The organism is Meiothermus sp., assembly GCF_037443965.1.
In the GTDB taxonomy this organism is placed as follows: Bacteria; Deinococcota; Deinococci; order Deinococcales; family Thermaceae; genus Meiothermus.
In genome coordinates this window covers 67,743-93,018 of record NZ_JBBINI010000005.1, presented here as the reverse complement: position 1 = coordinate 93,018, position 25,276 = coordinate 67,743, and the positions used below count along the sequence as shown (strand labels likewise).

24 protein-coding genes are annotated in these 25,276 nt (G+C 59.4%); 13 read left to right on the top strand and 11 right to left on the bottom strand.

Going from position 1 to position 25,276, the window contains the following annotated elements:
* Positions 1-16 precede the first annotated feature (16 nt).
* The 4 genes from WKI89_RS04400 to WKI89_RS04385 all read left to right on the top strand — a co-directional run bounded on the left by WKI89_RS04400 (position 17) and on the right by WKI89_RS04385 (position 3,935).
* Positions 17-718: a hypothetical protein gene (locus WKI89_RS04400; RefSeq protein ID WP_337868006.1), complete on the top strand. Its 702-nt coding sequence runs from the start codon at positions 17-19 to the stop codon at positions 716-718.
* Between the two features lie 2 nt (positions 719-720).
* Positions 721-1,269: an SAM-dependent methyltransferase gene (locus tag WKI89_RS04395; RefSeq protein ID WP_337868005.1), complete on the top strand. Its 549-nt coding sequence runs from the start codon at positions 721-723 to the stop codon at positions 1,267-1,269.
* Between the two features lie 208 nt (positions 1,270-1,477).
* On the top strand, positions 1,478-2,221 hold the full coding sequence (locus tag WKI89_RS04390) for a TerC family protein (protein WP_337868004.1): 744 nt from the start codon (positions 1,478-1,480) through the stop codon (positions 2,219-2,221).
* A 43-nt stretch (positions 2,222-2,264) separates the two neighbouring features.
* Positions 2,265-3,935 (top strand): glycerol-3-phosphate acyltransferase, encoded by a 1,671-nt coding sequence (locus tag WKI89_RS04385; protein WP_337868055.1) that lies wholly within the window; start codon positions 2,265-2,267, stop codon positions 3,933-3,935.
* Between the two features lie 140 nt (positions 3,936-4,075).
* Here WKI89_RS04385 and WKI89_RS04380 read toward each other — a convergent pair whose 3' ends face one another.
* Complete coding sequence (locus WKI89_RS04380) at positions 4,076-5,809, bottom strand: NAD-dependent malic enzyme (protein WP_337868003.1); 1,734 nt, start codon at positions 5,807-5,809, stop codon at positions 4,076-4,078.
* 260 nt (positions 5,810-6,069) lie between these two features.
* Here WKI89_RS04380 and WKI89_RS04375 point away from each other — a divergent pair, with 260 nt between their 5' ends.
* Positions 6,070-7,059, top strand: coding sequence for a malate dehydrogenase (locus tag WKI89_RS04375; protein ID WP_337868002.1), 990 nt, complete (start codon positions 6,070-6,072; stop codon positions 7,057-7,059).
* Between the two features lie 108 nt (positions 7,060-7,167).
* Here the strand turns inward: WKI89_RS04375 and WKI89_RS04370 are convergent, their stop codons facing one another.
* Both WKI89_RS04370 and WKI89_RS04365 read right to left on the bottom strand, forming a co-directional pair.
* Positions 7,168-7,683, bottom strand: coding sequence for a phosphoribosyltransferase family protein (locus tag WKI89_RS04370; RefSeq protein ID WP_337868001.1), 516 nt, complete (start codon positions 7,681-7,683; stop codon positions 7,168-7,170).
* 101 nt (positions 7,684-7,784) lie between these two features.
* Entirely contained in the window at positions 7,785-9,011 is a 1,227-nt protein-coding gene (locus WKI89_RS04365; RefSeq protein ID WP_337868000.1) for an aspartate kinase, read from the bottom strand.
* A 105-nt stretch (positions 9,012-9,116) separates the two neighbouring features.
* Between WKI89_RS04365 and WKI89_RS04360 the strand changes: the two genes are divergently transcribed.
* The 5 genes from WKI89_RS04360 to ruvA all read left to right on the top strand — a co-directional run bounded on the left by WKI89_RS04360 (position 9,117) and on the right by ruvA (position 12,172).
* The gene (locus WKI89_RS04360) at positions 9,117-9,449 is read left to right on the top strand and encodes a cupin domain-containing protein (protein WP_337867999.1); all 333 of its coding nucleotides are present in this window, start codon (positions 9,117-9,119) and stop codon (positions 9,447-9,449) included.
* 14 nt (positions 9,450-9,463) lie between these two features.
* Positions 9,464-10,234 carry an enoyl-CoA hydratase-related protein gene (locus WKI89_RS04355; protein WP_337867998.1) on the top strand — a complete coding sequence of 257 codons (771 nt, stop codon included), beginning with the start codon at positions 9,464-9,466 and terminating at the stop codon, positions 10,232-10,234.
* A gap of 85 nt (positions 10,235-10,319) precedes the next feature.
* Positions 10,320-10,814, top strand: coding sequence for a DinB family protein (locus WKI89_RS04350; protein ID WP_337867997.1), 495 nt, complete (start codon positions 10,320-10,322; stop codon positions 10,812-10,814).
* Entirely contained in the window at positions 10,811-11,581 is a 771-nt protein-coding gene (locus tag WKI89_RS04345) for an enoyl-CoA hydratase-related protein (protein WP_337867996.1), read from the top strand. Before WKI89_RS04350 ends, WKI89_RS04345 begins: the two co-directional genes overlap by 4 nt.
* Before the next feature lie 9 nt (positions 11,582-11,590).
* Positions 11,591-12,172, top strand: coding sequence for a Holliday junction branch migration protein RuvA (gene ruvA / locus WKI89_RS04340; protein WP_337867995.1), 582 nt, complete (start codon positions 11,591-11,593; stop codon positions 12,170-12,172).
* On the opposite strand, the gene WKI89_RS04335 is transcribed toward ruvA, so the two are convergent.
* The 5 genes from WKI89_RS04335 to WKI89_RS04315 all read right to left on the bottom strand — a co-directional run bounded on the left by WKI89_RS04335 (position 12,169) and on the right by WKI89_RS04315 (position 19,751).
* Positions 12,169-12,408, bottom strand: coding sequence for a cytoplasmic protein (locus tag WKI89_RS04335; protein WP_337867994.1), 240 nt, complete (start codon positions 12,406-12,408; stop codon positions 12,169-12,171). The two genes, ruvA and WKI89_RS04335, sit on opposite strands and share 4 nt — an antisense overlap.
* Positions 12,405-13,184, bottom strand: coding sequence for an HAD family hydrolase (locus tag WKI89_RS04330; protein ID WP_337867993.1), 780 nt, complete (start codon positions 13,182-13,184; stop codon positions 12,405-12,407). The genes WKI89_RS04335 and WKI89_RS04330 overlap by 4 nt, the downstream gene beginning before the upstream one ends.
* A gap of 88 nt (positions 13,185-13,272) precedes the next feature.
* Positions 13,273-13,824, bottom strand: a complete 552-nt coding sequence (locus WKI89_RS04325) for a protoglobin domain-containing protein (RefSeq protein WP_337867992.1) — start codon at positions 13,822-13,824, stop codon at positions 13,273-13,275.
* A 203-nt stretch (positions 13,825-14,027) separates the two neighbouring features.
* On the bottom strand, positions 14,028-14,585 hold the full coding sequence (locus WKI89_RS04320) for a protoglobin domain-containing protein (protein ID WP_337867991.1): 558 nt from the start codon (positions 14,583-14,585) through the stop codon (positions 14,028-14,030).
* A 669-nt stretch (positions 14,586-15,254) separates the two neighbouring features.
* A complete protein-coding gene (locus WKI89_RS04315; protein WP_337867990.1) occupies positions 15,255-19,751 on the bottom strand; it encodes a glutamate synthase-related protein in 4,497 nt (1,498 codons plus the stop codon).
* A gap of 289 nt (positions 19,752-20,040) precedes the next feature.
* Between WKI89_RS04315 and WKI89_RS04310 the strand changes: the two genes are divergently transcribed.
* Positions 20,041-20,313, top strand: coding sequence for a stage V sporulation protein S (locus WKI89_RS04310; RefSeq protein WP_013014065.1), 273 nt, complete (start codon positions 20,041-20,043; stop codon positions 20,311-20,313).
* A 278-nt stretch (positions 20,314-20,591) separates the two neighbouring features.
* On the top strand, positions 20,592-21,266 hold the full coding sequence (locus WKI89_RS04305) for a zinc metallopeptidase (RefSeq protein ID WP_337867989.1): 675 nt from the start codon (positions 20,592-20,594) through the stop codon (positions 21,264-21,266).
* 16 nt (positions 21,267-21,282) lie between these two features.
* Here the strand turns inward: WKI89_RS04305 and WKI89_RS04300 are convergent, their stop codons facing one another.
* From WKI89_RS04300 to WKI89_RS04290, 3 genes are all read right to left on the bottom strand, one after another.
* A complete protein-coding gene (locus WKI89_RS04300) occupies positions 21,283-21,849 on the bottom strand; it encodes a GNAT family protein (RefSeq protein WP_337867988.1) in 567 nt (188 codons plus the stop codon).
* Entirely contained in the window at positions 21,850-23,295 is a 1,446-nt protein-coding gene (cysS, locus tag WKI89_RS04295; RefSeq protein WP_337867987.1) for a cysteine--tRNA ligase, read from the bottom strand.
* Between the two features lie 192 nt (positions 23,296-23,487).
* A complete protein-coding gene (locus tag WKI89_RS04290; protein WP_337867986.1) occupies positions 23,488-23,925 on the bottom strand; it encodes an SRPBCC family protein in 438 nt (145 codons plus the stop codon).
* A gap of 86 nt (positions 23,926-24,011) precedes the next feature.
* Here WKI89_RS04290 and WKI89_RS04285 point away from each other — a divergent pair, with 86 nt between their 5' ends.
* Positions 24,012-25,247 (top strand): aminopeptidase, encoded by a 1,236-nt coding sequence (locus WKI89_RS04285; protein ID WP_337867985.1) that lies wholly within the window; start codon positions 24,012-24,014, stop codon positions 25,245-25,247.
* Positions 25,248-25,276 lie beyond the last annotated feature (29 nt).

The following is a 25,276-nucleotide window of genomic DNA, read 5'->3' as shown; positions in this document are numbered from 1 at the left end:
TGATAGGCTAGAGCTTATGGACTTTGGATCGGCACTTGTAGCCATTCTGATTATTGTTGCGCTCGAGGCTGTTTTATCTGTAGACAACGCCATGGTGCTGGCCGTGATGGTGCGGCCCCTGCCCGAGCACCTGCGCTCGAGGGCCCTGCTCTACGGCATCATTGGGGCCTACGTGCTGCGCGGGCTGGCCCTGCTCTTTGCCACCATCATCATCCAGATCTGGTGGATTCAGTTGCTGGGTGGGCTTTATTTGGTGTATCTGGCCGTGAATCACCTCTTTAGACACAAGCCCCCCCAGGCCTCCGAGTCGGAGCAGGCCCGGCTGCAACGGGCCGCCGCCGCCAGCTTCTGGCGTGTTGTGGTGATGATCAATGTGGTAGACCTGGCCTTCGCGGTGGACTCGGTACTGGTGGTGATCGCCTTCAGCCGGGAGTTCTGGGTGATATTCACCGGGGTGGCTATTGGGATTCTGCTCATCCGGCTGGCTGCTGGCATCATGGTCACCATCATCGAGCGCTACCCTAGGCTCGAGTCGGTGGCCTACGCGGTGGTGGGCTGGGCTGGGCTCAAGCTGATGCTCGAGGGCTGGGGCCACGGCAGCGAGGTCTGGCTGCACCGCCCCGAGCTGGCTTTGCACCTGCCCCAGGCCTTTTTCCTCAGCGTCACCTTCGCCATTCTGGTCTTGGGCAGCCTGTGGGCCTTCCGCCGCTCGTCCTGACTATGCCCAAAGACTGGGACGCCCACTACCTTAGCCAGCCGCCCCATAGCCAGCCCGCAACGGTGGTAGCGGCCTACGCCCACCGGCTTCCGGCAGGGCCGGTGCTCGACCTGGCCGGCGGCCTGGGCCGCAACGCCTTTTTTCTAGCTCGGCGGGGGCATCCGGTGATTCTGCTCGAGCACAGCCAGGTGGCCCTGGAGTTCGTGCAAAGCGAGGCCGCCCGCCAGCAGCTCCCGGTCTGGGCCCTCGAGGCCAACCTGGAAGCCCCCTCCCCCAGCCTGCCCCCGGGCCCGCTGGCTGGTATCATCAAGTCGTACTTCCTGCACCGCCCCCTGCTGGAACTGTTCGCCCCGCGGCTAATGCCCGACGGTCTGGTGCTCCTCGAGGGCTTCACCGTGGTGGAAGCCCAGCGCCGCGGCAGCCAGGCCGCACATTACTGGCAGGAAGGCGAACTCCTGCACCCGTCCCAGGGTCTCCATCTGCGGGCCTGGGCCGAGGGTTGGATGAACGGACACCACCGCACCTGGGCGGTGTGGCAACAGCCCTGCTAAATGGTGGTCTCATTCGCTTTTCATCCTGTAAACTCTGCTACCCTACAGGCTGGTTGGGGAGTAACCACCCAGTTTTGGGTTTGATTAATCGTCAATACGAAGCGGACGCTTCCGGTTAATCAGGGTTTGTTGCCCAGGTGAGACCACCACGACACGCAGAGGCCGTGGTGGCTTTGTGTTTTTGGTCTAGCCACGGTCAGGGGTGCCCATGGAACAACTTGGACAGGCGCTGATTGTTATTGGAATCCTGATTGTCTTGGAGGCGGTGCTCTCGGCCGACAACGCCATGGTGCTGGGGGTGATGGTCAAACAACTGCCCCCACCCTGGCGGCAGCGGGCCTTGTTTTACGGCATTGCTGGGGCTTATATCCTGCGCGGCCTGGCCCTGGTCTTTGCGGTGTACCTGATCCAGTTCTGGTGGATTCAGGCCCTGGGTGCGGTTTATCTGCTCTATATTGCCATCCGGCACTTCAGCAAACCCAAGCCCAAGGAAAAGGAAGAGGTTCACCTTAAGGCCGTCCAGACCCTACAGACCGTCACTCCCCGCCAGTTCTGGACCACCGTAGCCCAGATTGAGCTGGCCGACCTGGCCTTCGCAGTGGACTCGGTCTTGGTGGCGGTGGCGCTTTCGGACAACCTGTGGATCATCTTCACCGGTGTGTTTATCGGCATCCTGGCCCTTCGCTTTGTGGCGGTGCTGTTTGTGGGCCTGCTGGAAAAATACCCCCGCTTCGAGGCGGTGGCCTTCGCAGTGGTGGGCTTTGCCGGGGTCAAGCTGGCCATCGGCGGCTGGGACAAGTTCGCCAAGGAAGTCCTGAGCCGCCCGGAATGGGTCACGGGGATTGATAAAACCCAGTTCTCGCTCTTTATTCTGGTCGTTCTGGTACTGGGAACCCTCTGGGCCATGAGCCAGAAGCCTCGAGCACCTCAAGAGCCGCTCGAGCACCGATAAAAGCCCATGCCCGATATGCCCAAAATCTGGTAAGGTTGTGCCGATGGTTTTTGTACTGGCAATCCTGGCCTATCTGCTGGGCGCGCTGCCCCTCGGCTACTGGGCCATCCGGCGCCTCACCGGGCAAGACCCGCGCCTGGCCTCGGCCTACAACCTGGGCCTCGAGAACACCCTGGAACGCCTGGGTCCAGGCCCGGTGCTCCTGGCCTGGGGGCTGGACTTTCTCAAGGGGCTACTGGCAGTCTGGATGGGAGGGCAGTTTGGGCTCTCCTGGGCAGTAATTTTCGCGTTCCTGGTCTATCTGGGCCACCTCTACCCTCCCCGGTTTTTGGCTCAGGGAACCCTACTGCGCGGACGGGGTGCGGGCGTGCTGGTGGGAATGGTGCTGGGCCTGCACCTGAGCGGCCTCTCCTACCTGCTTACCCTGGTGGTCTTGCTGGTAGCGGCCCTTGGCCTGGTATTCAGCCGCTATGCCTCGCTGGCCGCCCTGACCATCCCTGGCGCGCTGGCTATTCTGCTCACCTTCGAGCCTATCACTGGCTGGGCCAAGCTGGCGGCCTGGGGGCTGCTTCTGGCCGCGCTCTGGCGCTACAAGGAAAACATCGGGCGGATGCTGGAAGGCACCGAGCCCCGCCTGGGCGAACCACCGCCGCTGCCCTCCGAGCGGCAGGTGGTCTGCGCTTTCATGATTCATCCCCTCACGGTAGACGACCTGTTCCAGAGCCCCCGCTTCCGCTGGGCCCGACCGCTGGTGGAGCGGGGTCTTATCTCCCAAAGCCTGGTGGAGAACCTCGCCGAGGCCATCCGGCCCATGAAGGTGGGGGAGTTGCGCGGGGTCAGAACCACCGACGGGCGGGAGATTCGATGCCACCTGATCTCGGCCCCCCTTTTGCCCCACCAGATTACCGGCAAGCCCGAGCTGGCCACCCAGCGGGCCATCCAGGGGGCCCGGCTGGCCAGAGAGCTGGGCTGCACGGTGGTGGGCCTGGGGGCCTTCTGGAGCGTGGTGGGCGAGAAAGGCCGGATGGTACAGGAGGCCGTACCGGAGATCGAGGTCACCAACGGCGGGGCCTACACCGCCGGAACCGTCAAGGCCGCCATACCGGGCATCCTGGCCCACTTCGAGCAGTCCGGGCGCCGCCTTCAGGAGGCCACCGCAGCGGTGGTGGGGGCCAACGGGGTGGTGGCCTTTGGGATTGCCCGGCAGATTGCGCCTTTGGTTGGAAGGTTGATTCTGGTGGGGCGCAACCAAGGGCGCCTGGAAAAAAGCGCCGCCACCTTAAAGCAGAACCTCGAGCGCAAAGGTCAGCCCGTCCCCCAGCTCATCGTGAGCACCGATATACCGGCCATCCGCGAGGCCGACCTCATCTTCACCGCCACCTCCGACCCCAACCCGGTCATCTTCCCCCAGCACGTCAAGTCCGGCGCCTGGATCTACGACGAGGGCGTGCCCCCCGACGTGGACGCCTCGGTGAAGCAGATGCCGGGGGTGCGGGTGATTCCGGGGGGGGTGGTGCGGCCGCCGGGGGCCATGACCGGCAACCTCGACCTGCACTTTGGCGAGGGGGCGGTGCCGGCCTGCCTGGCCGAGACCATGATTCTGGCCGCCGAACAAGCCTATGAGCGCAAAAGCCTGGGCGGCGAGACCAAGAGCGAAAATATCCAGTTTTTCGTGGAGCGGGCCGAGGCGCTGGGTTTTAGGGTGGTGGACTGAGGTCATACGCATTTCGGCAGTATCGTTCACTTTGGCAAGCCTAAACGATACTACCGAAATGCTTTTCTACTCCCTTCGGTCGGCTTGAATCCTTCACCTCTAACTGCGGCGGGCGGTGAAGGATTCAAGCGGAAAGGGTATTATCTGTTGTCGGCGGCGGGCTTGTAGGGCAGATACCGGGGCTGCCAGAAGCGCTCGGCCACATAGGCCTGGATGGCCTCCATACCCAGCCCATTCAGGCGCTCCTCGCGGGCCAGACCCTCCTTCATGGCCTGGCGGATCACCCTCGAGGCCACCAACTGGCTCACCTCGCGCAGTTCCGAGGTGGGGGGGTATATGCGGTCGGGGTGGTGCTGGCGGGTGTAGTCGTAGAGAGCGTAGGCCGCCTCGAGCACCATGGCATCGGAGACTTCTTTGGCTTTAGCAAGCACCGTACCGAAGCCCAGCCCAGGGAACACAAAAGCGTTGTTTCCCTGGCCGATTGGGTAAACCTGACCGCCCAGCTCCACCGGCGCAAAGGGACTTCCGGCAGCCACCAGGGCCTTACCGCTCGTCCAGCGCAGAATTTCCGCGGGGATGGCCTCCGATGAGCTGGTGGGGTTGGAGAGGGGGAAGATAACCGGACGCTCGGTGTTGGCCTGTACCGCCTGCACGATGGGTTCGGTAAACGAGCCCGCCTGGCCCGAAAGCCCCAGCAAAACGGTAATCTTGCCGTGTACCACGGTCTCGTACAGATTGGGGGCATCGCCCACAATGGGCCAGTCCTGCACTGTGGCCGGGTCTTTGGCGAACTTCTGCTTGTAGGCTTCCATGCTCCGGTTGCTGAGCAGCAGGCCCTTGGAGTCCAGCACAAACAGGCCTTCCAGGGCCTCGGCCTCGGTCAGACCCTCGCGCATCAGGCCATCGAGCAGGGCCTGGGCCACCCCAATGCCCCCGGCCCCGGCCCCGTAGACCAGGATGCGCTGGTCGGAAAGGTTCTGGCCCTTGATCCGGCAAGCCGAGAGCACCCCGGCCAGCGTAACCGCGCCGGTGCCCTGGATGTCGTCGTTGAAGGAGGGGAGCACCTTGCGGTAGCGCTCGAGCACGGTAAAAGCCGTGTCCTTGCCGAAGTCTTCCCACTGCATGACCGCGTTGGGATAGCGCTTGCAGAAAGCCTCCACAAAACGATCCATAAAGGCGTAGTACTCTTCGCCCGAGAGCCGACGGTGACGCACCCCCAGGTAAAGCGGGTCGTTGATGAGATCGGCGCGGTTGGTACCCACGTCCAGCTCGACGGGCAGGGCCTTGTCGGGGCCCAAGCCGCCCGCGGCGGTGTAGATGGAGAGCTTACCGATGGAGATGGCCATGCCCCCAAAACCCTGGTCGCCGATGCCCAGAATGGCCGAGGAATCGGTGGCCACGGCCAGGCGCACGTCGTTGAGGGGCACATTGGCCAGGGCTTGGGCGATCTCGTGGATGTTGTCGGTGGAGGCGGTAAAGCCCCGCGGGTAACGGTAGATGTGCGAGAACTGCTTGACCGCCTCGCCCACCGTGGGGGTGTAGAGGATGGGCAGCATCTCGCTCATGTGGTCGGCGAAAAGGGCGAAAAAAAGCACCTCGTTGCGGTCTTGCAGATTGCGCAAAAAGATGTGCTTTTCCAGGTCGTTTTCAATCAGGCAGTAGCGCCGGTAGTTGCGCTGCTTTTGCTCCTCGAGGCTGGTCACGTGGGGCGGCAAAAGGCCCTCGAGCTTGAGGGCTTTGCGTTCTTCGTGGGTGAAAGCGGTGCCCTTGTTCAACAGGGGCAGCCCCAACAAGAGCGATCCCTCGATGAAAGGCTCGAGGTAGCGCTTGCCTCGCTCATCACGTTTCACGTCGTAGTAGCGGCTGACGGTCATGTAGGCAATGTTACGCCCATAGGGTATTTGTGGTCTAGAGCGTTGGATTTGGTTATACGCACCCCTACTCCCTTCGGTCGGCTCGAACCCTTTACCTACTGATTACACCCAAAGGTGAAGGGTTCGAGCGGAACCGGTATAAAACCCCTTCCCCAACCGGTGTAACTACCCCCAACCTTTGTCCTTCGACATTCGGCTTTTGCCGCGTTATTATCGTGAGCGGTAGAGATGGGCTACGGCCCAACGAAAGGAGTTTTCAGATGAAATCCCCTGTACGTGTGGCGGTTACCGGCGCTGCCGGTCAGATTGGCTACAGCCTGCTGTTTCGCATTGCTTCGGGCGAAATGCTTGGCAAAGATCAGCCGGTGATTCTGCAACTGCTGGAGATTACCCCGGCCCTCAAGGCCCTCAATGGGGTAATTATGGAGCTCGAGGACTGCGCCTTCCCTACCCTGGCCGGCATCGTTCCCACCGACGACCCCAACGTCGCTTTTGCCGATGCCGATTATGCCCTGCTGGTCGGGGCCATGCCCCGCAAACAGGGCATGGAGCGCGCCGACCTGCTCCAGGCCAACGGCGCCATCTTCACCGCCCAGGGCCGCGCCCTCTCCGAGAACGCCCGCAAGCACGTTAAGGTGCTGGTGGTGGGCAACCCTGCCAACACCAACGCCCTCATCACCTACAAAAACGCCCCCAACCTCTCGCACCGTCAGATTCACGCCATGACCCGCCTCGACCACAACCGGGCCATCTCGCAGTTGGCCGCCCGGCTCCAGGTGCCGGTCACCGAGATCAAGAAAATGACCATCTGGGGCAACCACTCCGTCACCCAGTACCCCGACCTATTCCACTGCGAGGTGGGCGGCAAAAGCGCCTACGAGCTGGTGGGCGACCACGACTGGTACGCCAATACCTATATTCCCAAAGTAGCCAAGCGCGGCGCCGAGATTATCGAAGCCCGCGGGGCTTCCTCGGCGGCCTCGGCGGCCAGTGCGGCCATTGACCACATGCGCGACTGGGCCCTGGGCACCCCGGCAGGCGACTGGGTGAGCATGGCCATCCCCTCCGACGGCTCCTACGGGATTCCCGAGGGGCTGGTATACAGCTACCCCTGCGTCTGCAAAGACGGCGACTTTGAAATCGTGCAGGGCCTCGAGATCAACGAGTTCAGCCGCAGCAAAATGGACGCCACCGCCAAGGAGCTGGCCGAGGAGCGCGACGCGGTGTTGCAATTGGGGCTCATCAAGTAGGGCTTTACAAAATTGCGCTCGAGGGCCCACCACAGGCCCTCGAGCTGCCTTTATTCAGCGCTTCAGGATTTGGTTGGAAGCGACTGGAAAACCTCAGGTCGGCCTAGATTAGGCCTGGCCGGCCCCCTGACCCAAGGTGGTCCAGCCCTGTGCCGGATCCCAGGGGTACACAATCCAGGCGTCGGTCTCGGCTGCGTAGTAGTCGGGGGCGTCGCCAGGGAACTGGCTTTTTTGGGGTTTGTAGTGCAAAACTGCTACCTGGGGATGCCCTCCCGCCATCTTGATGCGCTCCCGTACCGCTACGGCGGTTTTGCCCGAGTCCCACACATCGTCCACAATTAAGACCCGTTTGCCATAGAGCAAGCTATCCGAGGGAAACTGCAAAAACACCGGGTCTTTGATGGTCTCGCCCACATCGGTGTAAAACATCACCGCGGCGGTCAGGATGTTGCGCTGGTCGGTGGCTTCCGAGACCAGACAGGCCGGAATCATGCCGCCCCGCGTAACCGCCAGAATGCAGTCGAAGTCGTTGGGGTTGAGCTGGCCCAGCAGCTTGGAGACCAGGTTGGTGATATCCTGCCAGGTCAGGTACTGCTTGCCAGAGTAGTTGGCGGTTTCACTCATATGACCCCCAAAGGCGAGGGAAAGGGAAAGAGGAAAGAGAAGAGAAAAACCCAGTGTTTTGACTTTGCTTTCTTCTTTACCCTTTTATCTTTCCTCGCCTTTTACTTTTCCACTGGCTTATCCAGCTCGAAGGCGCTGTGCACGGCGCGCAGGGCAGCCTCGGCGGACTGCAGGGGAATAATGGCGGAGATGCGCACCTCGCTGGTGGCGATCATATCAATGTTGGCCCCCACGCTCGAGAGGGCCTGGAACATGCGGGCTGGAATGCCGGGGGTCGAGGCCAGGGCCACGCCTACGATGGAGATTTTGCAGATGTCCCGGCGTAGCTGGGCCTCGCCGCCTATCTCGGCCAGAACGGGCTCGAGGGCCTCCATGGCTTCCTCAGCGAAGTCCTGGTTGACCGTGAAGGCCATCTGGGTGCGGCTGGCCTCGTGGCCGGGCACGCCCTGGATAATCATGTCCACCGCCACCCCCTTGCGGGCCAGGGCCTCGAAAACCCGCGCGGCGATACCGGGCCGATCGGGGATACCTATGAGGCCAATCTGGGCGATTTCATCGTCGAGGGCTACCCCCGTCACTGGGCGATCGAGTTCCATTCCATCCTCCGTAACAATGGTTCCAGGATTGTAGGAAAAGCTGCTGCGCACGTGGATTTTGACCCCGTAGCGCTTACCGTAGTAGACCGACCGGGGGTGCAGCACCCGCGCCCCCAGGGCGGCCATCTCCAGCATCTGATCGTAGCCGATGCGGCTCAGTTTCTGGGCCTCGGGAATGGCATGGGGATCGGTGGTGTAGACCCCTTCGGTATCGGTAAAAATCTCGCACTCCTGCGCCCCCAGGGCCGCGGCCAGGGCTACGGCGGTGGTATCGGAACCGCCCCGACCCAAGGTGGTCAGCTCGCCTTCGGGAGTGGTGCCCATAAAGCCCGCCACCACCGCCACCTCCCCCCTATCCAGGGCTTGCTGGATGAGGGTGGGTTCCACCCGCAGGATTCGGGCATCGCCATAGCGCCCGTCGGTGGTGATGCCGATCTGGTGCTGGGTAAAACCCCGCGCGGGGATGCCCATGGCGTGGAGTTGCATCGAGAGCAGGGCCACCGACTGCTGCTCGCCGATGGTGGTGAGCATGTCGAGCTCGCGCTGGGGTGGGCGTTTGTTGACCCGCTTGGCCAGGGCGATCAGCTCGTCGGTCATGCGGCCCATGGCCGAGACCACCACGGCAATACGGTGTCCCTTCTCGAGGTAGTGGTGGATGCGCTGGGCCACCTTGTGGATGCGCTCGAGGTCGCCCACGCTGGTTCCGCCGTATTTTTGCACGATCAAGGCCATAAACGTGAAAATGCTAACACGAGGGAGACCGATAGCCAATAGCAAAAACCAGGACGCTGTTCGCGCAATGCCAAAGGCGATAAGCTATCAGCGAGGTCACACGCTATGGACGTCTTTCCCGAGTGGTTTAAGGTCTTTAAGCAGGTGGAAATCTGGCCCGGCATGGATATGGCGGTGCTTTCGGGCCACAAGGGGCAGGTGGGGTTTGCCCAGGTCGCCGAAGAAACCTTCGTACCTGAACACGCCCACGACGGCCAGTGGGGGGTGGTGCTGGAAGGCCAGGTCGAGTTCGTAATCGGCGGCGAGACCCGGGTGTTCCGCAAGGGCGACTACTACCACATTCCCGCCGGCGTTCCGCACAGCGCCCGGCTGGCAGCGGGCACGGCCTTTATTGACGTTTGGGAAAACGAGCGCTTCCCGGCAGACCGCCTCAAGTAGGCTTCAGGGGTTTTATGTACGAGAACATTCTGGTGGAGACCTACGGGGCCGTCGGGCTGGTGCGGCTCAACCGCCCCAAGCAACTCAACGCCCTCAACAGCGCCACCCTGCGCGAGCTGGCTACCGCCATTGCTGCGTTCGAGCAGGATGCCGCCATCGGGGCCATGGTCATTACCGGCAGCGAGCGGGCTTTTGCCGCCGGGGCCGATATCGCCGAGTTCCAGCAAACCAGCCTGGCCGAGCTGATGAAAGGCCTGCGGGCCGACCAGTACGAGGTGTTGCGCAAGGTGCGCAAGCCGCTGGTGGCCGCGGTCTCGGGCTTTGCCTATGGGGGCGGCTGTGAGCTGGCCATGCTCTGTGACCTGATTGTGGCTTCCGATACCGCTAAGTTCGCCCAGCCGGAAATCAATCTGGGGATCATCCCCGGCGGCGGGGGCACCCAGCGCCTCACCCGGCAGGTGGGCAAGTACCTGGCCATGGAGGTGATTCTGGCCGGGCGGGTGCTCTCGGCCTGGGAGGCTTTGCAGCATGGCCTGGTGAACAAGGTGGTGCCGGTGGAGCTTTATCTGGAGGAGGCCCTCGAGCTCGCCCAAACCATCGCCGCTCGAGCGCCCCTGGCCGCACGGCTAGCCAAGGATGCTGTCAATCGGGCCCAGGATATGAGCCTGGAGCACGGGCTGGGCCTCGAGCGCAGCAACTTTTTAATCGCCTTTGGCAGCGAGGACAAGGCGGAGGGTACGACGGCCTTTGTAGAAAAGCGGAGGCCGGAGTGGAAAGGAAGGTAGGGAGGATAGGAGAACGGTCATCTAGAGGCTTGGGTTCGGATCGCTGGCTATCGGCAAATAGCCTAGCGCATGCTCTGGAGGAGTTATGACGGAATCGAAAGTCCAACTGCTTTTGATATTGCTCGACCAAGCCTACGAGCAACCCACCTGGCACGGGCCAAACCTGCACAATTCACTGCGGGGTCTGACCCCAGCACAAGCCCTCTGGCGGCCCGCTGAAGGGCGGCACTGTATCTGGGAATATGCTTTGCACTGCGCCTACTGGAAGTTCATGGCCGTGCGTCACCTAAAGGGCGACCTCAGCCGGGGCAAGTTTCCCCGCAAACCCGCCAACTTCCCATCGGTACCCGAAAAACCCAGCACCAGCGCCTGGAAAGAAGACCTGCACTTGCTGCATGAAGTTCACCTCGAGCTGCGCCAAGCCGTGAGCGCTTTGAAGCCCCAAGACTTGAACCAAAAATCGGGACGATGGACGCTGGCCGAACATGCTTTCGGGGCCGCCAACCACGATATCTACCACGCAGGGCAAATTCGCCTCTTGAGAAGAATGCAGGAAAACATAAGCATGGAGGGAGCATGAGCGTGCTGTTGAGCGATCTTCAGGAGGGCATCCTAACCCTAACCATGAACCGGCCCGAGGCCATTAATGCCCTTACCACCGAGATGCTGCGCGAGCTTAGCAAGGCTTTTGGCAAAGAAGCTGCCCAGCCCGAAATTCGGGTGGTGGTTTTGCGAGGCGCTGGGCGGGGTTTTTGCTCTGGACAGGATTTGCGCGAGTTTGAAGGCAAGACCCTCTCCTACAAGTCCCATCTGCGCAACTACCAGGCAGTGGTCGAGAACATCGTCAATTTGGAAAAGCCGGTCATTGCTGCCATTCATGGGGCTGCTGCCGGGGCGGGCATGTCGCTGGTGCTGGCTTGCGACCTGCGGATTGCCGCTGAAGATGCGGTGTTCACCACGGGTTTCAGCAAGATCGGGTTGATTCCCGATGCAGGCATGAACTACCACTTACCCCGCATCGTGGGACACGCCAAAGCTTTTGAGCTGGAAGCCTTGTCCAGGCGCATCAAGGCCGAGGAGGCCCTGGCGATGGGCCTGGTTAACCAGGTGGTGTTGGCGGAATCTTTTGATAGTGCCGTGGCGCAGCTTGCAGCCGAACTGGCCCAGGGGCCGACCAAGACCTTTGGCCTGATTAAGCGGGCCTTGCGGCGCAGTGCCAGCGCGACGCTGGAAGAGATGTTGGAATACGAGGCTCTGCTGCAAGAAGTCGCGGGGCGTACTGAGGATCATAAAGAGGGAGTGCAAGCCTTCTACGAGAAGCGACCACCCAACTACAGCGGAAAGTAAACTGTTCATGTGATTCGTTACCTCAAAGGAACGGTACTTAAGAGGGGTCTGAACACTGCGGTCTTATTAGTGAGCGGCGTGGGCCTCGAGGTCGGCTGCCCAGCCTCTACGCTCGCTGGGCTGACCGAAGGGCAAGAGGCCACCCTGTACACCAAGCTAATTGTCCGCGAAGATGACCTATCGCTTTTTGGCTTTGCGGACGAGCGCAGTCTAGAACTATTTGAACTCCTACTCTTGGTTTCGGGGGTGGGGCCCAGGGTTGCCCTCAACCTGCTTTCCTCGCAAACCCCTGCGCTGCTGGCGCGGGCACTGGCCGAGGGCGATTTACGCTTGCTCACGGCGGCCCAGGGGATCGGCAAAAAGCTGGCGGAACGAATTGCGCTCGAGCTGCGCGGCAAGGTGCCGGCCCACCTGATGGGCGAAGGGGGCCACCTGGTGCGCAGCAGCCAGACCGAGGAGGCCGAGCTGGCCCTCATCACCCTGGGCTTTCGTGAAAGCCAGGTGCGCAGCATAGTGGCCGAGATCGCCCAGAAAAACCCCGAGGCCGGCACCCAAGAACTCATCAAGCTGGCGCTGAAAGCCCTGCGCTAGAAATAGCGCTCGCGCATCTGGCCCAAAAAATCCTCGGTGATCTGGGCGCCCGAGGCCGAGCCCAGCACCGCATCTATGCCACAGTAAGGGCAGAGTGCGGTCTGGCCTTCGTCTATCCACTCTTCAATCTCGCTTGGTGGGAAGATGCGCAGGCAGTAAAAGCAGCCGCACTGCTCGCTTTGCAGTATCTCGGCGCGGTGGCGGCTGGCGTGCTGGTGGGCCTCATGGTAGGTCATAACGCCTCCAACCAGGGGAGCATCTGGAGTAGATTGGACACCTCGAGATCCGCTGGGTGGTTGGGGTCTTTGGCCTTGAAGCCACGCTCGACCCAGACCGATTTCATCCCCGCGGCCGCGGCACCCGCTACATCGCGCTCGGGATTATCGCCCACCATCACACAAACCGAAGGTTCCACATCCAACGCCCTGCAGATATGGTCGAAAATACCACGCTGGGGTTTACCGATGTCTAGCTCACCCGATACTGCAGTGGCCTGAAAGCGATCCTTGAGGCCGAAGCCCTCGAGCTTGTCGCGCTGCAAATCGGGTACCCCGTTGGTGACGATGCCCAGCTTGTAGCCAGAAAGGGCCTTCAACAATTCATCAATCTCGGGATAGCGCGGATACAACCGCCGCTCACTAAAGTAGCGGTGGGCCAGGGCTTCGCAAAGGGCTTCGTCGTAAATGTTTTGTCGAGCCAGCGTTTCGTTCCAGACGGCCGCGCGAAAGGAAGGCGCCCAGTCGTGCAGGGTCTTCAGGGCCGGATGGGTCTGCACCTCGTAGCGCGCCCACAGCCCTTCCCCGGCGCTATGACCGATGCGCTGGGTATAGTCAAACACCGGCGAGGCCTTCCACAGCCGCACCGCGACCTCCTCGGCATCCTGAATGAGCCGGGGGATGTCCAGGCTGTACCAGGAGGCTGCATAAAAGGCACAGCTTCGCAAGGTATGCAGCGAGACTGGGTGGTCGAGGATCAAGGTTTCGTCCAGATCAAACAGAATGGCCTGAATCACGCCTTAATCTTATCGTGCTTGCCACAACAACATATGCTTTCAGGCATCGGAAATTATTAGCTCATCTAGGCGTTGGGTAAGTAGAGTCTCAGCGAGCCTTTTCAAGCAATACTCGAGCTCCTTCAACCAGCGCCTCATCTTCATTCTGGGTTCGTTTCAGACCCTCCCAAAGCGCACTAAAGTAGCTCTCCTGCATGAGTGCAATTTCAATCGCCATGATTTTTTCAAAGGCAGAAATGGCAACGAATATTTCAGTCCCACGCAGGGCGTTGCGTAGATGCTCAAGGGTCAGCTCCTGCACAATGCCCACCGCCGGAATGTAATGGCTGGGGCGTACCCCTACCCAGGCATGCACCAGCCCAATGTGCATCCGCCGCTCAGCGTAAATGGCATCGTACTGACCAGAAAAAAGCTCGCGGTACCATGCCGCAAACGACCGATACAACCGCTCCACCCGGCCCGGCACGCTCCAGAGAATTTCGTGCATCTCGGGGTCGCGGCCCAGGTAGTCGTAGAACGCCAGGGCTACCTCGGGCGCCAGCGGGCCGGCAATGGGCTCGAGGTTCCGCAAAGCTTGTGCATGCTGTTGCATGAACCCTGTTCGTCGAATTAGGGTTGGCAACAGTTTCTCAGGCTCCATCTCTGGGATTGTACTGCAAAACGTTGACCCGGATTCAAAAAAGTATGATTTTTGGAGCATATGTGCGGCTAATTCACCACGAAAACGGTTGGTGCTGAACCAGCGCAATCTGATTTTCTAGCCTATACACGTTTAGATGTTTTTTACAGCGTATTTATGGCTCGAATACCAGTAACGCATCAAGCCAAAACGGCTCCACAAGGTCAACTGGCTTTTTCCAACATGGCCCTAGCCCCCATCACCAACGCCTTCTCTTGATCAGTTGCAACGCCCAGGCGGTAGCCAAACTCCATCGCCTGCATGTAGCTGTCTTGCATAATGGCAGCCTCGATCGCCATGATCTTCTGGAAAGCCTCTACCGCACTAAAAATTTCTGCCGAGCGAATGGTGTTGCGCAGGTGCTCGAGCGACAGCTCCTGTACAATGCCGAAAGCCGGCATAATGAAGCTGGGCTTAACCCCAATAGCTGCATGTACCAAGCCGATACGCGCACGTTTTTCGGCATATTCACCATCATATGAGCCGCAAAAAAGCCCCCGATACCAGTTGGAGAAACTCATATGAAGCCGCTCCACCCTCCCAGGGGAGTTCCACAGAATGGCACGCATTTCTTCATCCCTACCCAGGTAATCGTAAAAGGCCAGCGCAATTTCCGAAGCCATCGGCGACATCAGCGGCTCGAGCTTGCGTAAAATCTGGACGTGCTGTTCAAGCAGTCCAGTACGACATATCAGCTTATTCAGCAGCGCTTTGGCTTCCATCTGGGACAATTGTACCTTGACTTAAAATTAACGAGAAGCCCTGGTTACACAGACTGAATCCAAATACAGAATGAGCCATGGACACATTCCACCTTATATTTGAATAAGCAGTAGGGTCAAAGCTTTTCTCTAGTGGTTTGGTAAGTTAGAGATTGATATGCAGTGAAGTTCCCAAAATGAAGCGCTCAAAGCAACTACCGGATATTAGGGGAGCCAGATCCATCCCGGGAATTAAGTTACCGGAGCACTAGCTACTAAAAGCCTTTTCTACCGTTTTATGACGACTAAAAGGTTCCTTGCATAACCACTGGAATTAGCCCGCCGCACCTAATCCCCGACCTTCGCGTACACGGGCCGCATACAGCCCGCCTGACCAGCAGACCTACTTTTCGAGGCGTAGCACACCAGTCTGCGCTCGGCAGCAATAAACAGGATAAGTTTTTATACCAACTCTGCGCGTAAGTAGCGCTAGACGCACCCCTCACGTGCCGCGCTAGTTAGGTTTCGACTTGGTTGGCGCTTCGCACCGGGATTGCGTAAGCAGCTCTGCCTAAGCCGCGTCCGAGGGTCTCTTTCATCAACATTTGGGTCATTCGCAGACAGACTTGATAGTAGCTCTACCCAAATCAATACAGGGCAGACGATGAGCTGCCCTTACAAAGTACATATCTACTCTGTGCTGACTTCTTGTGCCACCTGTTGGTTGGCAGGAACTACCATCCTAAAATGCGTGGCGGGATCTACCAGCAGCTTCATCAAGCGTTCAGCTTTCTCGTCGCGCTCGGCGCTGCGCAGTTCGTTAAGGTAAGCGGTCATTAGCTCGCGCACGTCGGCCACACCGCGCTCGTCGAGCTTCTGAATCACCACTTTGGCTCCTTTGGCCAGCCGCCGCTGCATGGCTTCTTCCTTGAGGCCCATCTCCGGCCAGTAGCGCAGGTAGACCCGTCCACCGGTCATGCCCGAGCAGATCCAAGGGCCCGGATCGCCCAGCACCACTGCACGTCCACGGGTCATATACTCGAAGGCAAAGCCCTTGGCCTGGGCACGGGCCGCGATATTGCCCAGTTCGTCCTGCACAGGACGATCGGGTTCGCCAGCCAGCACCACATCGGCTCCCGAAAGGCGAATGCAGAAGCGGCTGTCGGCTTGTCCTTCCACAATCAACAAGCCCCCAATGGCTCCATAGGCAAACGACTTGCCTACTGAGCCGTCCACATACTGGCCAAAGGGGTTACGGCCCTTCAGGATCGCCACCTTGCCACCGTAGGCGTTTTTGGCGATGCCATCCTGTGCACCTCCTTCCACCACGATATCCAGGCCTTCTACGTTGAAGGCCGCGATGCCGTTACCTGCTACGCTACCGGCATCAAAGCGAATTTCCACCTTGGCGTCCCAACCCTTGCCATACAGACGGCGGCGCGCAATCTCTCCGGCCAAGTGGGTACCCAGGGCACGGTCGGTAGAGCCCACCGGCCCTTCCTGAAAGAGCAGTTCGCGCCCTCCATCAGCATAGGCACCCGTAACCACCTCGGTAATCGAGCGGGTGAGCTGGTTTAGGGGCTTGCGCAGCACATGGGCCGAGCGCTCGCCCAGCCACTCAGGGGCCGAAACAGGTTCGAAGAAATAACTCAGATCCACTTCTTCGCCGTGCCCCTCCTGGGTGAGCAGGTCGCTGCGGCCCACCAGATCACGTAGGCTCATTTCGCCCAATGCAGCTACCAAACGCCGCAATTCGTTGCCCTTAGCAGCGAAGAAATGAACCAGTTGTTCCACCGCTCGGTTCGACTCTTGGGGCACAAAACGCTTGAGGCCGTGAGCTTGGGCTTGCTCCAACGTTTCGATCTGGGTGGCGATGCCCACATGGCAAGTATCCATCTGGCATTGGCGGCAAATGGTACAGCCAATGGCTACCATAGCCATGGTAGCCATGCCCACCCGGTCTGCGCCCAGCAGTACCATTCGCAGGGTGTCGTAGGCGGTTTTGAGCCCGCCATCGGCCCAGAGTTCCACCTTATCGCGCATCCCAGCCCGCACCAGCGCCCGGTGGGCGCGACGTACGCCAATTTCTACCGGTAGACCGGCATATTTGAGGGCATGCCAGCGGGCCGCTCCCGTACCGCCCTCGAAACCCGAGAGTGCGATCACATCGGCCCCAGCCTTGGCAATACCCACCGCGATGGTGCCAATACCAGGGATCACCGGCACCTTGACCGAGACCTTGGCCTTGGGGTTGATGGTCTTAAGTTCTTCGATCAGTTGGGCTAGGTCTTCAATGGAGTAGAGGTCGTGGTTGTTGGAGGGGCTGATCAGGTCTACACCCGGTACGGCGTTGCGGGCTGCCGCCACTTTGGCTGTGACCTTCTTACCCGGTAGGTGACCCCCTTCTCCCGGTTTAGCTCCCTGGCCAATTTTGATCTCGATGAAGCCCGCTGAGTTGAGCATGTAGGCGTGCGCCCCAAAACGACCCGAGGCCACTTGCTGGCCGCGCCAGTGGGTATATTTTCCCAACATATCGGGAATTTCACCGCCCTCGCCGTTGATGCATACCATGTTCAGCTTTTTGACCGCCTCCACATAGGCGCGGAAACTGGTCTCACCTTGGGAGCCAAAGCTCATAGCGGTAATCACAAAAGGCAGGGAATGGCCACCCACGCTCAGGTCTACTTCGTCGGGATTGACCTCGGATTTGCTGGCGAACTTGATGCCCAGAAGTTGGCGGGCTGCCACCGGCGATTCGTTTTCCAGGCCGCGTACCTTTTCCTGGAAGTGCTCGTAGGGCGACTCGCCCGAAGAGACCTCCATCGCCGCCTTGAAGATGCGGGGGTTGAAGCGGAAGTCCTTGGCAGGCAGGACTTTCTCGGCGTTGAGCAGGTTGAGGCGTTCCAAAAGGGTGCGCTCGAGTTCCAGCAAACCATAGCCCGCCTTGTCCGAGCCCAAGAAGTTGCGAATACCGAATTGTTCGGCCAGCTCGGGCTTGAGGCCAATGGCACTGAAGATACGCCCATAGCCGCGTACCTCGTGAATGCCCATGGTAGAGATCACCTTTTCCAGGCCCTTTTTGAGGCCCTCGAGCAGGTTCTGCAAGCCCAGCGTACCCTTGCTAGCGTGGGCTTTATGTTGCATGAGCCAAGGAGCTACCGCATCGGCCCCCAGACCCAGGCAGACTGCCACATCGTGCAGGTTACGCACCCCACCCGAGTACACCAGGAGCGAGGTACGGCGGCGCAGCGAAACCCCTTCCTCGTCGCGGGCCTCTTCTAACGATTTACCAATCGCAGCTAGGGCTAGGTAGACATCCAGCCAGACCCCACCCTCAAAAGCTCCCCGATCCGAAAGCACTAGAAGTTCGGCCCCCTCACGAACAGCCTCTACCGCGCCCTCCTGGAGGCGCTTTAGTCCAGCTACAATTCCCTCCTCAACCGAAAACTGCAATGGCAACACGGCGTGCTTGAATCGGCGCAGGGCTTCCTCATAGGTCAGGGTGCCGTGCCCTTGGACAATGGCCCCCACGCGAGGGGCGGTCTCTTCCAGCAGCACCGGCACCACCAGCTCCTCGACATGGCCCGCCCCGCGCCCGTCGGGCAAAGGCCGCCGACCCAGGACGCTACGGGTGGAGAAGTGCTCAATCTCGCGTTCGCGGTCAATGGCCGGGTTGGTCACGACCGCCACGGTTTCCTTGAAGAACTCCGCGAGGTTGGGTTTCTCAGGGTTGAGGGCCGCGATGGGGCCATCGTAGCCCAGAGAGCCGATGGGCTCGTTGCCGTTTTCGGCAAGGGCCTCGAGGTAGCCTGCATCCCAGCGATCCCAGCCATAGGCCCGCTCGAGGTTCAGCGAGGGCGGCGCAGGCTTGTCTTCGACTTGGGCTTCGCTACCACCAGAGAGAGGCGGTGGCGAGGTGTAACGGGGCCCGGCCAAGTGGGCGGCATAGCCCTCGAGGTGATGGGTTTTAGTCAGGATGCGCTCCAACACTTGTCGCTGATGGCGGTCATAGGTAAAGAGTCGCGCGCCATCGGCCGTCAGGCGCAGGTACATCTTCTCGCCGGGGGCAAAAGGGCGCGGTTCGGAGATGAATTCCTCCACCGTAAAGACCCCCCGCTCCGAGCTAAAGACATACTCGGAGTCGGTCTCGACAAACCACAATGGGCGCAATCCCATCGCATCAGTACCAAAAACCGCCTCCTCGCGGTGGCGCGTCACCAGGGCCGCCGGGCCCTGGGCCAGTGGGCCAAAGCGCTGACGGAGGTTCATGTAGAGATCTTGTAGAGCCGGTGAGTAGTTTTTGATCTCGCCTAAGATGGGCGGAAACGCCAAATCCATAGCTTCCGGTAAAGATAGGCCAAAGCGGTAAAGTAAACCCTCGAGGACACGGTTCAGGTCTTGCGAATCAGAACCCCCCGTAAGCGGGATGTCCAGGAAACGCCCTTCACGGCGAAGTCGCTCGATGGTGTTGATCTCCCCGTTGTGGCCCAGCAAACCAAAGGGCTGCACCGCTTCGAAGGTGGACATGGTGTTGGTGGAATAGCGGTTATGGCCCAGGGTGATGGTGGACTTGTACTCGGCCCTCGAGAGCTCGGGGAAATAGCGCTTAAGAATTTCAGCCGACCCCCGCACCTTATAGACCACTGTAGCCGTCGAAACCGAGACTACATGCACTGGGAAACGCTGCTCGAGCAAGAGACCCAGTTCCCATAAGGGCCCATCGCCATCGGTAGAGAGCCCTGCCACCTGATAGAACAGCGGTTCGGTGCGCTTGCCTACCGGCCCCAACACACTGCCGTTGGTCTCGCCTTTACGCTCCAGCAGCAGTTTGATTCCCCGTTTTGAACCCTCAACCCGAAACAGATCGAAGAGCTCTTGAACCCGCGTCCCTTCGGTTTTGGGAATAAACAGGTGACCGACAAAAAAACGCGGGTTTTGGGCCAGGTTGCTATCGAGTCCTGCTTCGTAAAGGTAGCCTGCCCAAAGCTCACGCGGGAGATCGGTCTGGATACCCGTGCCGTCGCCTTCCCCCCGGATCAAACCCGCACGGTGCGCCATTTTGTAGAGGCTTTCGATGGTACGTTGCACATTGGCATGGCTTGGGCGTGCACTCTTCTCGGCGATTGCGATAATTCCGCAAGCGTCGCGTCCATTTGGTATACCAGGATATGCCTCTTTAAATCTCATCTGCGCAGACCTCCAGAACCAAAGCAAAAAGCATGTGGGGGGAAATCCTCGCATAAGTTTGCGAAGATTTGAAGCAGTATACGGATCGCCCTGGGCTGCGTCAATATAAGGATGGTGGTGTAGAAAGCTTGTTATTTGTTGTTCAGGACAAAAATACCCGACTTCTCTCGTCCAGTGCTTGCCGCACCTAGGATCAATCAATAAAATACCCACCAAGAGGGCATTTTCTTGACATTGCTTTGCCGTTGCTCCTACAATGCAATAGGGAGCGTTACGCCTAGGAGGTATTGTGGAAACGCTGCGTGTATCCGGCAAGTCACGTCCCAACTCCGTCGCAGGTGCTATCGCCGCTTTGCTGCGCTCCCAGAGCGAAGTCGAAGTCCAGGCCATTGGCCCCGAGGCCGTCAATCAGGCGGTCAAAGCCATCGCAATTGCCAGGGGATACATTGCCCCTGACAACCTCGATTTGATTGTGAAGCCGGCCTTTGTAAAGCTGGAACTCGAGAGCGAGGAACGCACCGCTCTGCGCTTCACAGTACGCAGCCAGCCCTTGCAACCCTAAAGCCTAAATTTGCCAACACCTTCGATGTCCTCTAATAGCTGTAGAGCGGGTTTGTTGGCTTATCCCGATGCAAACCATGTGGCACAAACCGGCCTGCAGAGCTACTAAGCAGAAGCCGCCCTTCCATTGGCAAAGGGAGCGGGAGGGGTACATATAGAAGAGTGTTCCACACTCGAGACTGCCCTCAATTGTGATCTTTTGCACTCAGTCCAATCCAGTGACCCAGCACTCAGAGCACTCATCTAGGCTCTGCTACCTTGTACGTGTAGGAGGCGAGAATGACGTTTACGTTCTTACTAATGATTGTGGTTTTTGTAGCAACTCTGTTCATACAGCTCTGGCTCCAGCGTACCTACGCCCGCTATAGCCGGGTAGCCAACAGCCGGGGGGTGACGGGAGAACAAGTGGCCCGCTCCATCCTCGATGCTTATGGGTTGCACAATGTGCGGGTCGAGATGGTGCCCGGCGCGCTCACAGACCACTACGACCCAATAGCCAAGGCCGTTCGTTTGTCCGAACCCAATTTTCACTCCCCCTCGGCAGCCGCACTCGCGGTGGCGGCTCACGAGGTAGGGCACGCCATCCAGGATGCCAAAAGCTATGCCTGGTTGCGGGTGCGGCACAGCATCCTGCCGGTAGCCAACATCGGTAGCATGTTTGGCCCCTGGATTTTCATTGCCGGGATGTTCATGGGCGCGACCGGGCTAATGAGCATCGGCATCTGGCTCTTCGCAGCCGCCGCGCTATTCCAGCTAGTAACGCTTCCAGTGGAGTTCGACGCTTCTAACCGGGCCCTTAACATCCTTAAGAAAATGAACTTTCTCGATAATGCGGAGATGGGAGGCGCCCGTGCAGTCCTGACGGCTGCTGCCATGACCTACGTGGCGGCACTGGCCAACTCGCTGGCCACCATCCTGCATTACGTGACCATCATGATGTCCAACCGCGAGTAAGTTGGTTTCTCCGAGATCAGCCCCGCTGGTTGCGGGGCTTTTTTAGGAGCCAGTCTTGCTTTAGCAAGGCATAAAGGGCCATATCCTGTGGCTTGTTATAGAGTACAACTTCCTGCCGCAAGATGCCCTCTAAGGTAAAGCCTAGACGCTCTGGAATCGCCCGGCTCTTGAGATTTTTGGTGCTGGCTCGAATCTCTAAGCGATTCAGGTTCAGCTCTCGAAATGCATAAACTACCAGAGCGCTGACGGCTTGGGTCATCAAACCCCGTCCTTCAAAGGCGGTTCCAAGCCAGTAGCCAATTTCAGCCGTGCGGTGTGAGGCTTTAATATTAAACAAAGTGAGTGTTCCGGCCAGTTGGTTCTGGTGCCAGACCGTCAGGGGCAGTTGTTCGCCGCTGGCCAATCCTTCCAATGTCCCCTGAACGAAAGCCTTCATATCTTCGATGGTGGTGATGCCATCCACCCAGGGCAAAAAGCGGCGCAGGTGCTTGCGATTGGTGTTAATCAGAGCCAACAGTGCCTCAGCTTGGTGAAGTTGGAGCAAGCGAAGTTCGCTGTCTTCGTCCAGTGGGTGGGCCAGCATCTACACGCCCACCTTCCACTTGGGGCCTTCGCGGGTATCTTCGACCACTACCCCCAATTCCGTCAGTCGTTCACGAATGCGGTCGGAAAGAGCAAAGTTGCGGTTGCGGCGGGCCTCTTCCCGGATTTCGAGCAATAGCTTGACCAGGCCATCCAGCAAGGCTCCACCCAATTGGTTTTCCAGCACCCGCGCTGGAAACAGACCCAGCACCCCTTCGCCTAACTCCTTAAATACCTGCTCGGCTCTGGCCAGGCTCTCCTTACCGGGGCGCTCAGCCAGGGCTTTGTTTAACTCGGTGACGAAGTTAAAGAAAGCAGCGATAGCCTGAGGGGTATTGAGATCGTCGTCCAGCGCTTCGGCTAACCCGCGCTCGAGCTCCTCCACTGCCCCTTCCAGCCCAGGGTGCCTGCCGTGGGGAGCAGTGTGTTGGAGCCGGTGCACCTCACGGTAGGCATTCAGCAAGCGAAGGTAGCCATTTTTGGCGGCTTCCAAGCCTTCATCGGTGAAGTCGAGCACGCTGCGGTAGTGGCTATTCAGCAGGTAGAAGCGAATGTACATGGGCTCGTATTTGGCCCGCAGCTCGGCCAACGAAACCAGATTGCCGGTGCTCTTGGCCATCTTCTGCCCGTTGAGCAGCACATGGTAGTGGTGCATCCAGAAGCGGGCAAAGGGATGTCCGGCCGCCTCGGCTTGGGCAATTTCGGCCTCGTGGTGGGGGAACTGCAAGTCCACCCCCCCGGCATGGATGTCGAAGCCATCACCCAAATATTTCAGGCTCATGGCCGAGCACTCGATGTGCCATCCCGGAAAACCCACACCCCACGGGGAGTTCCAGCGCATGATGTGCTCGGGTTCAGCTTTTTTCCACAAGGCAAAGTCGCGGGGGTCTTCTTTCTCTTCGCGCACCTCGACCCGCGCCCCTGCTTCCTGGTCTTCAATATCGCGGTTAGAAAGCTTGCCAAACTCGGGCCAGCTCCTGACCCGGAAATAGACCGAGCCACCCGCCTCATAGGCATGTCCGCGCTGGATCAGGGTCTGGGTCAGCTCGATCTGCTCCGGAATGTGTCCGGCGGCCCGGGGGGTGATGTCGGGACGCAGGATATTGAGGGCCTGCATCTCGTCGAAGTAGCTCCACATGTACTTCTCAGCTATTTCCATGGGCTCGAGCCGCTCGAGCTTGGCCCGGCGCAAGATTTTGTCCTCCCCCTCGTCGGCATCGTCGGTCAGGTGGCCCACATCGGTGATGTTGGAGACGAAGCGCACCTTGTAGCCCTGATGCCGCAGCCAGCGCCGCAGAACGTCGTAGACGATGGGGCCGCGCGCATGTCCCAAGTGAGGCTCAGAATAAACCGTGGGGCCGCAGACATAAATGCCCACATAGCCGGGTGTGCCAGGAACAAAGGTTTCTTTCTCGCGTTTGAGGGTGTTGTAAATCTGCAAGGACATCTGCGTCTCCCTTGAGTTGGACAACGATCATAGAGGCTTGTGGTCGCAAACCCAGCCGCAATACCTCAGGTAGTTCTGCCGCAAAGCCAGGTTAAGAAAAACGCCGGGCTGGCGGCAAAAGGCACACCATGACCCCGGCGGGATCGCACACTCAACATCGCGGAGCAAACATCATGCCAACAGTATAGCACCTCAAGCCGCTGTACAGCGCTCCTTGAGACCACGCAACAGGTCGTCTATGTTTTCCTGCATCAGTTTCTTGACCAGTTTTTGCAGCAGGCCCCCAAAAATAGGGATGTTGAGTTCGTACTCGAGCTGGAGCACTGCCTTGGTTCCCTGGCCCTCGGGCAGGAAAGTCCAGGAACCCCGGTACACATCGAAATCGCCCTCTTTGCTATCAAACACATTGCGAAACTCGGCATCGAACCACTGCTCATCCTCGATCCAGTGGACCTTTTTGCCCATCGCAATCGCAACAAACTTAGTGCGTGAGGTGGTTCCGTGGTCTTCTAGAACTTCCAGTGTTTCTACATCCTTCAAGTAGGGTTTGAGGCCAGCCAGATCGCGCGCAGCAGCATATACCTCTTTAGGGGGTTTGGGAATGTAGAGCTCAGACATGACTTCAGGCATAGCGCTAGTCTACAAGAGAAGGTACAGCATTGGGCAGCAGTTTGTTGTTACCTCTATGGAGCCCAAAATTAGGTAGGCTAGTGAGCATGTCTGCCAGTTTTGAAGAGAAGCTGCGAAGGTTTGCTGCGGTCGCGGTGAGGGTAGGGGTGGGACTCCAGCCCGGCCAGAAGCTTTATGTGAACGCGAATATTGAAGCTTTGCCACTGACCCGCCTGGTAGTGGAGGAAGCCTATAAGGCGGGCTCGAGGCTGGTGGTCACCCAACTTTACGACGAGCAACTCAATCTGACGCGCTATCGTCATGCTCCACGGGACTCTTTCCAGGAGTATGCGGCCTTTCTGATAGATGCCCGGCTCAAAGCCCTCGATGAAGGCTACGCCTGGCTAAGCATCCTGGCCGATGATCCCGAAATTCTGCGGGGGCAAGACCCCGAACTGATTCGTCAGGCTTCACAGACAGCCGCCCGGTTCAGCAAGCCTTTCTCGGATCGTATTAGTGGATTTTCCACCAACTGGTGCATCATTGGCGCGGCATCGCCACGCTGGGCCCAACTGGTTTTTCCAGATGAACCGCCCCAACGGCAAATCGAACGACTTTGGGAGGCCATTTTTAAGGTGAGCCGGGTAGATCAAGACGACCCCGTGGCTGCCTGGCAGGCCCATGTGCAAAACCTCGAGCGCCGCGTCCAACAGCTCAACGCCAAACGCTATGCCGCCTTGCACTTTAGAGGGCCAGATACCGACCTGCGGGTTGGTCTGGCCGAGGGGCATCTGTGGGCCGACGGGGCCGGACGGGCGCAAAACGGCGCGAAGTGCGTCCCCAACATGCCCACCGAGGAGGTTTTTACCACCCCACACCGCGAACGGGTGGATGGCTGGGTTCGGAGCACCAAACCCCTAAGCCTGCACGGCAATTTGCTCGAGGGCATCCGGGTTCGCTTTAAGCAAGGCCAGGTGGTCGAGGCTCATGCCGATAAGGGCCAGGAAATTTTGCGACATCTCCTGGAAACGGACGACGGGGCCCGGCGGTTGGGTGAAGTGGCCTTGGTGCCCCATAGTTCGCCGATTTCCACCAGCGGATTGCTGTTCTATGAAGCCCTTTACGACGAAAATGCCGCCAGCCACATTGCCCTGGGGGCTAGCTACGACGAGTGTCTACAAGGAGGCATGAGCTTCACTCCGGAGCAAAAACGCGCAGCAGGGGCCAACGATAGCCTAATTCACATAGACTGGATGATTGGCTCTGAACAAGTAGATGTGGATGGGATCGCCCCAAGTGGTTCTGTCGAACCCCTGATGCGAAGGGGCGAGTGGGTGGACTGAGACCGTAAACCGACGGCTGATCGCGACTC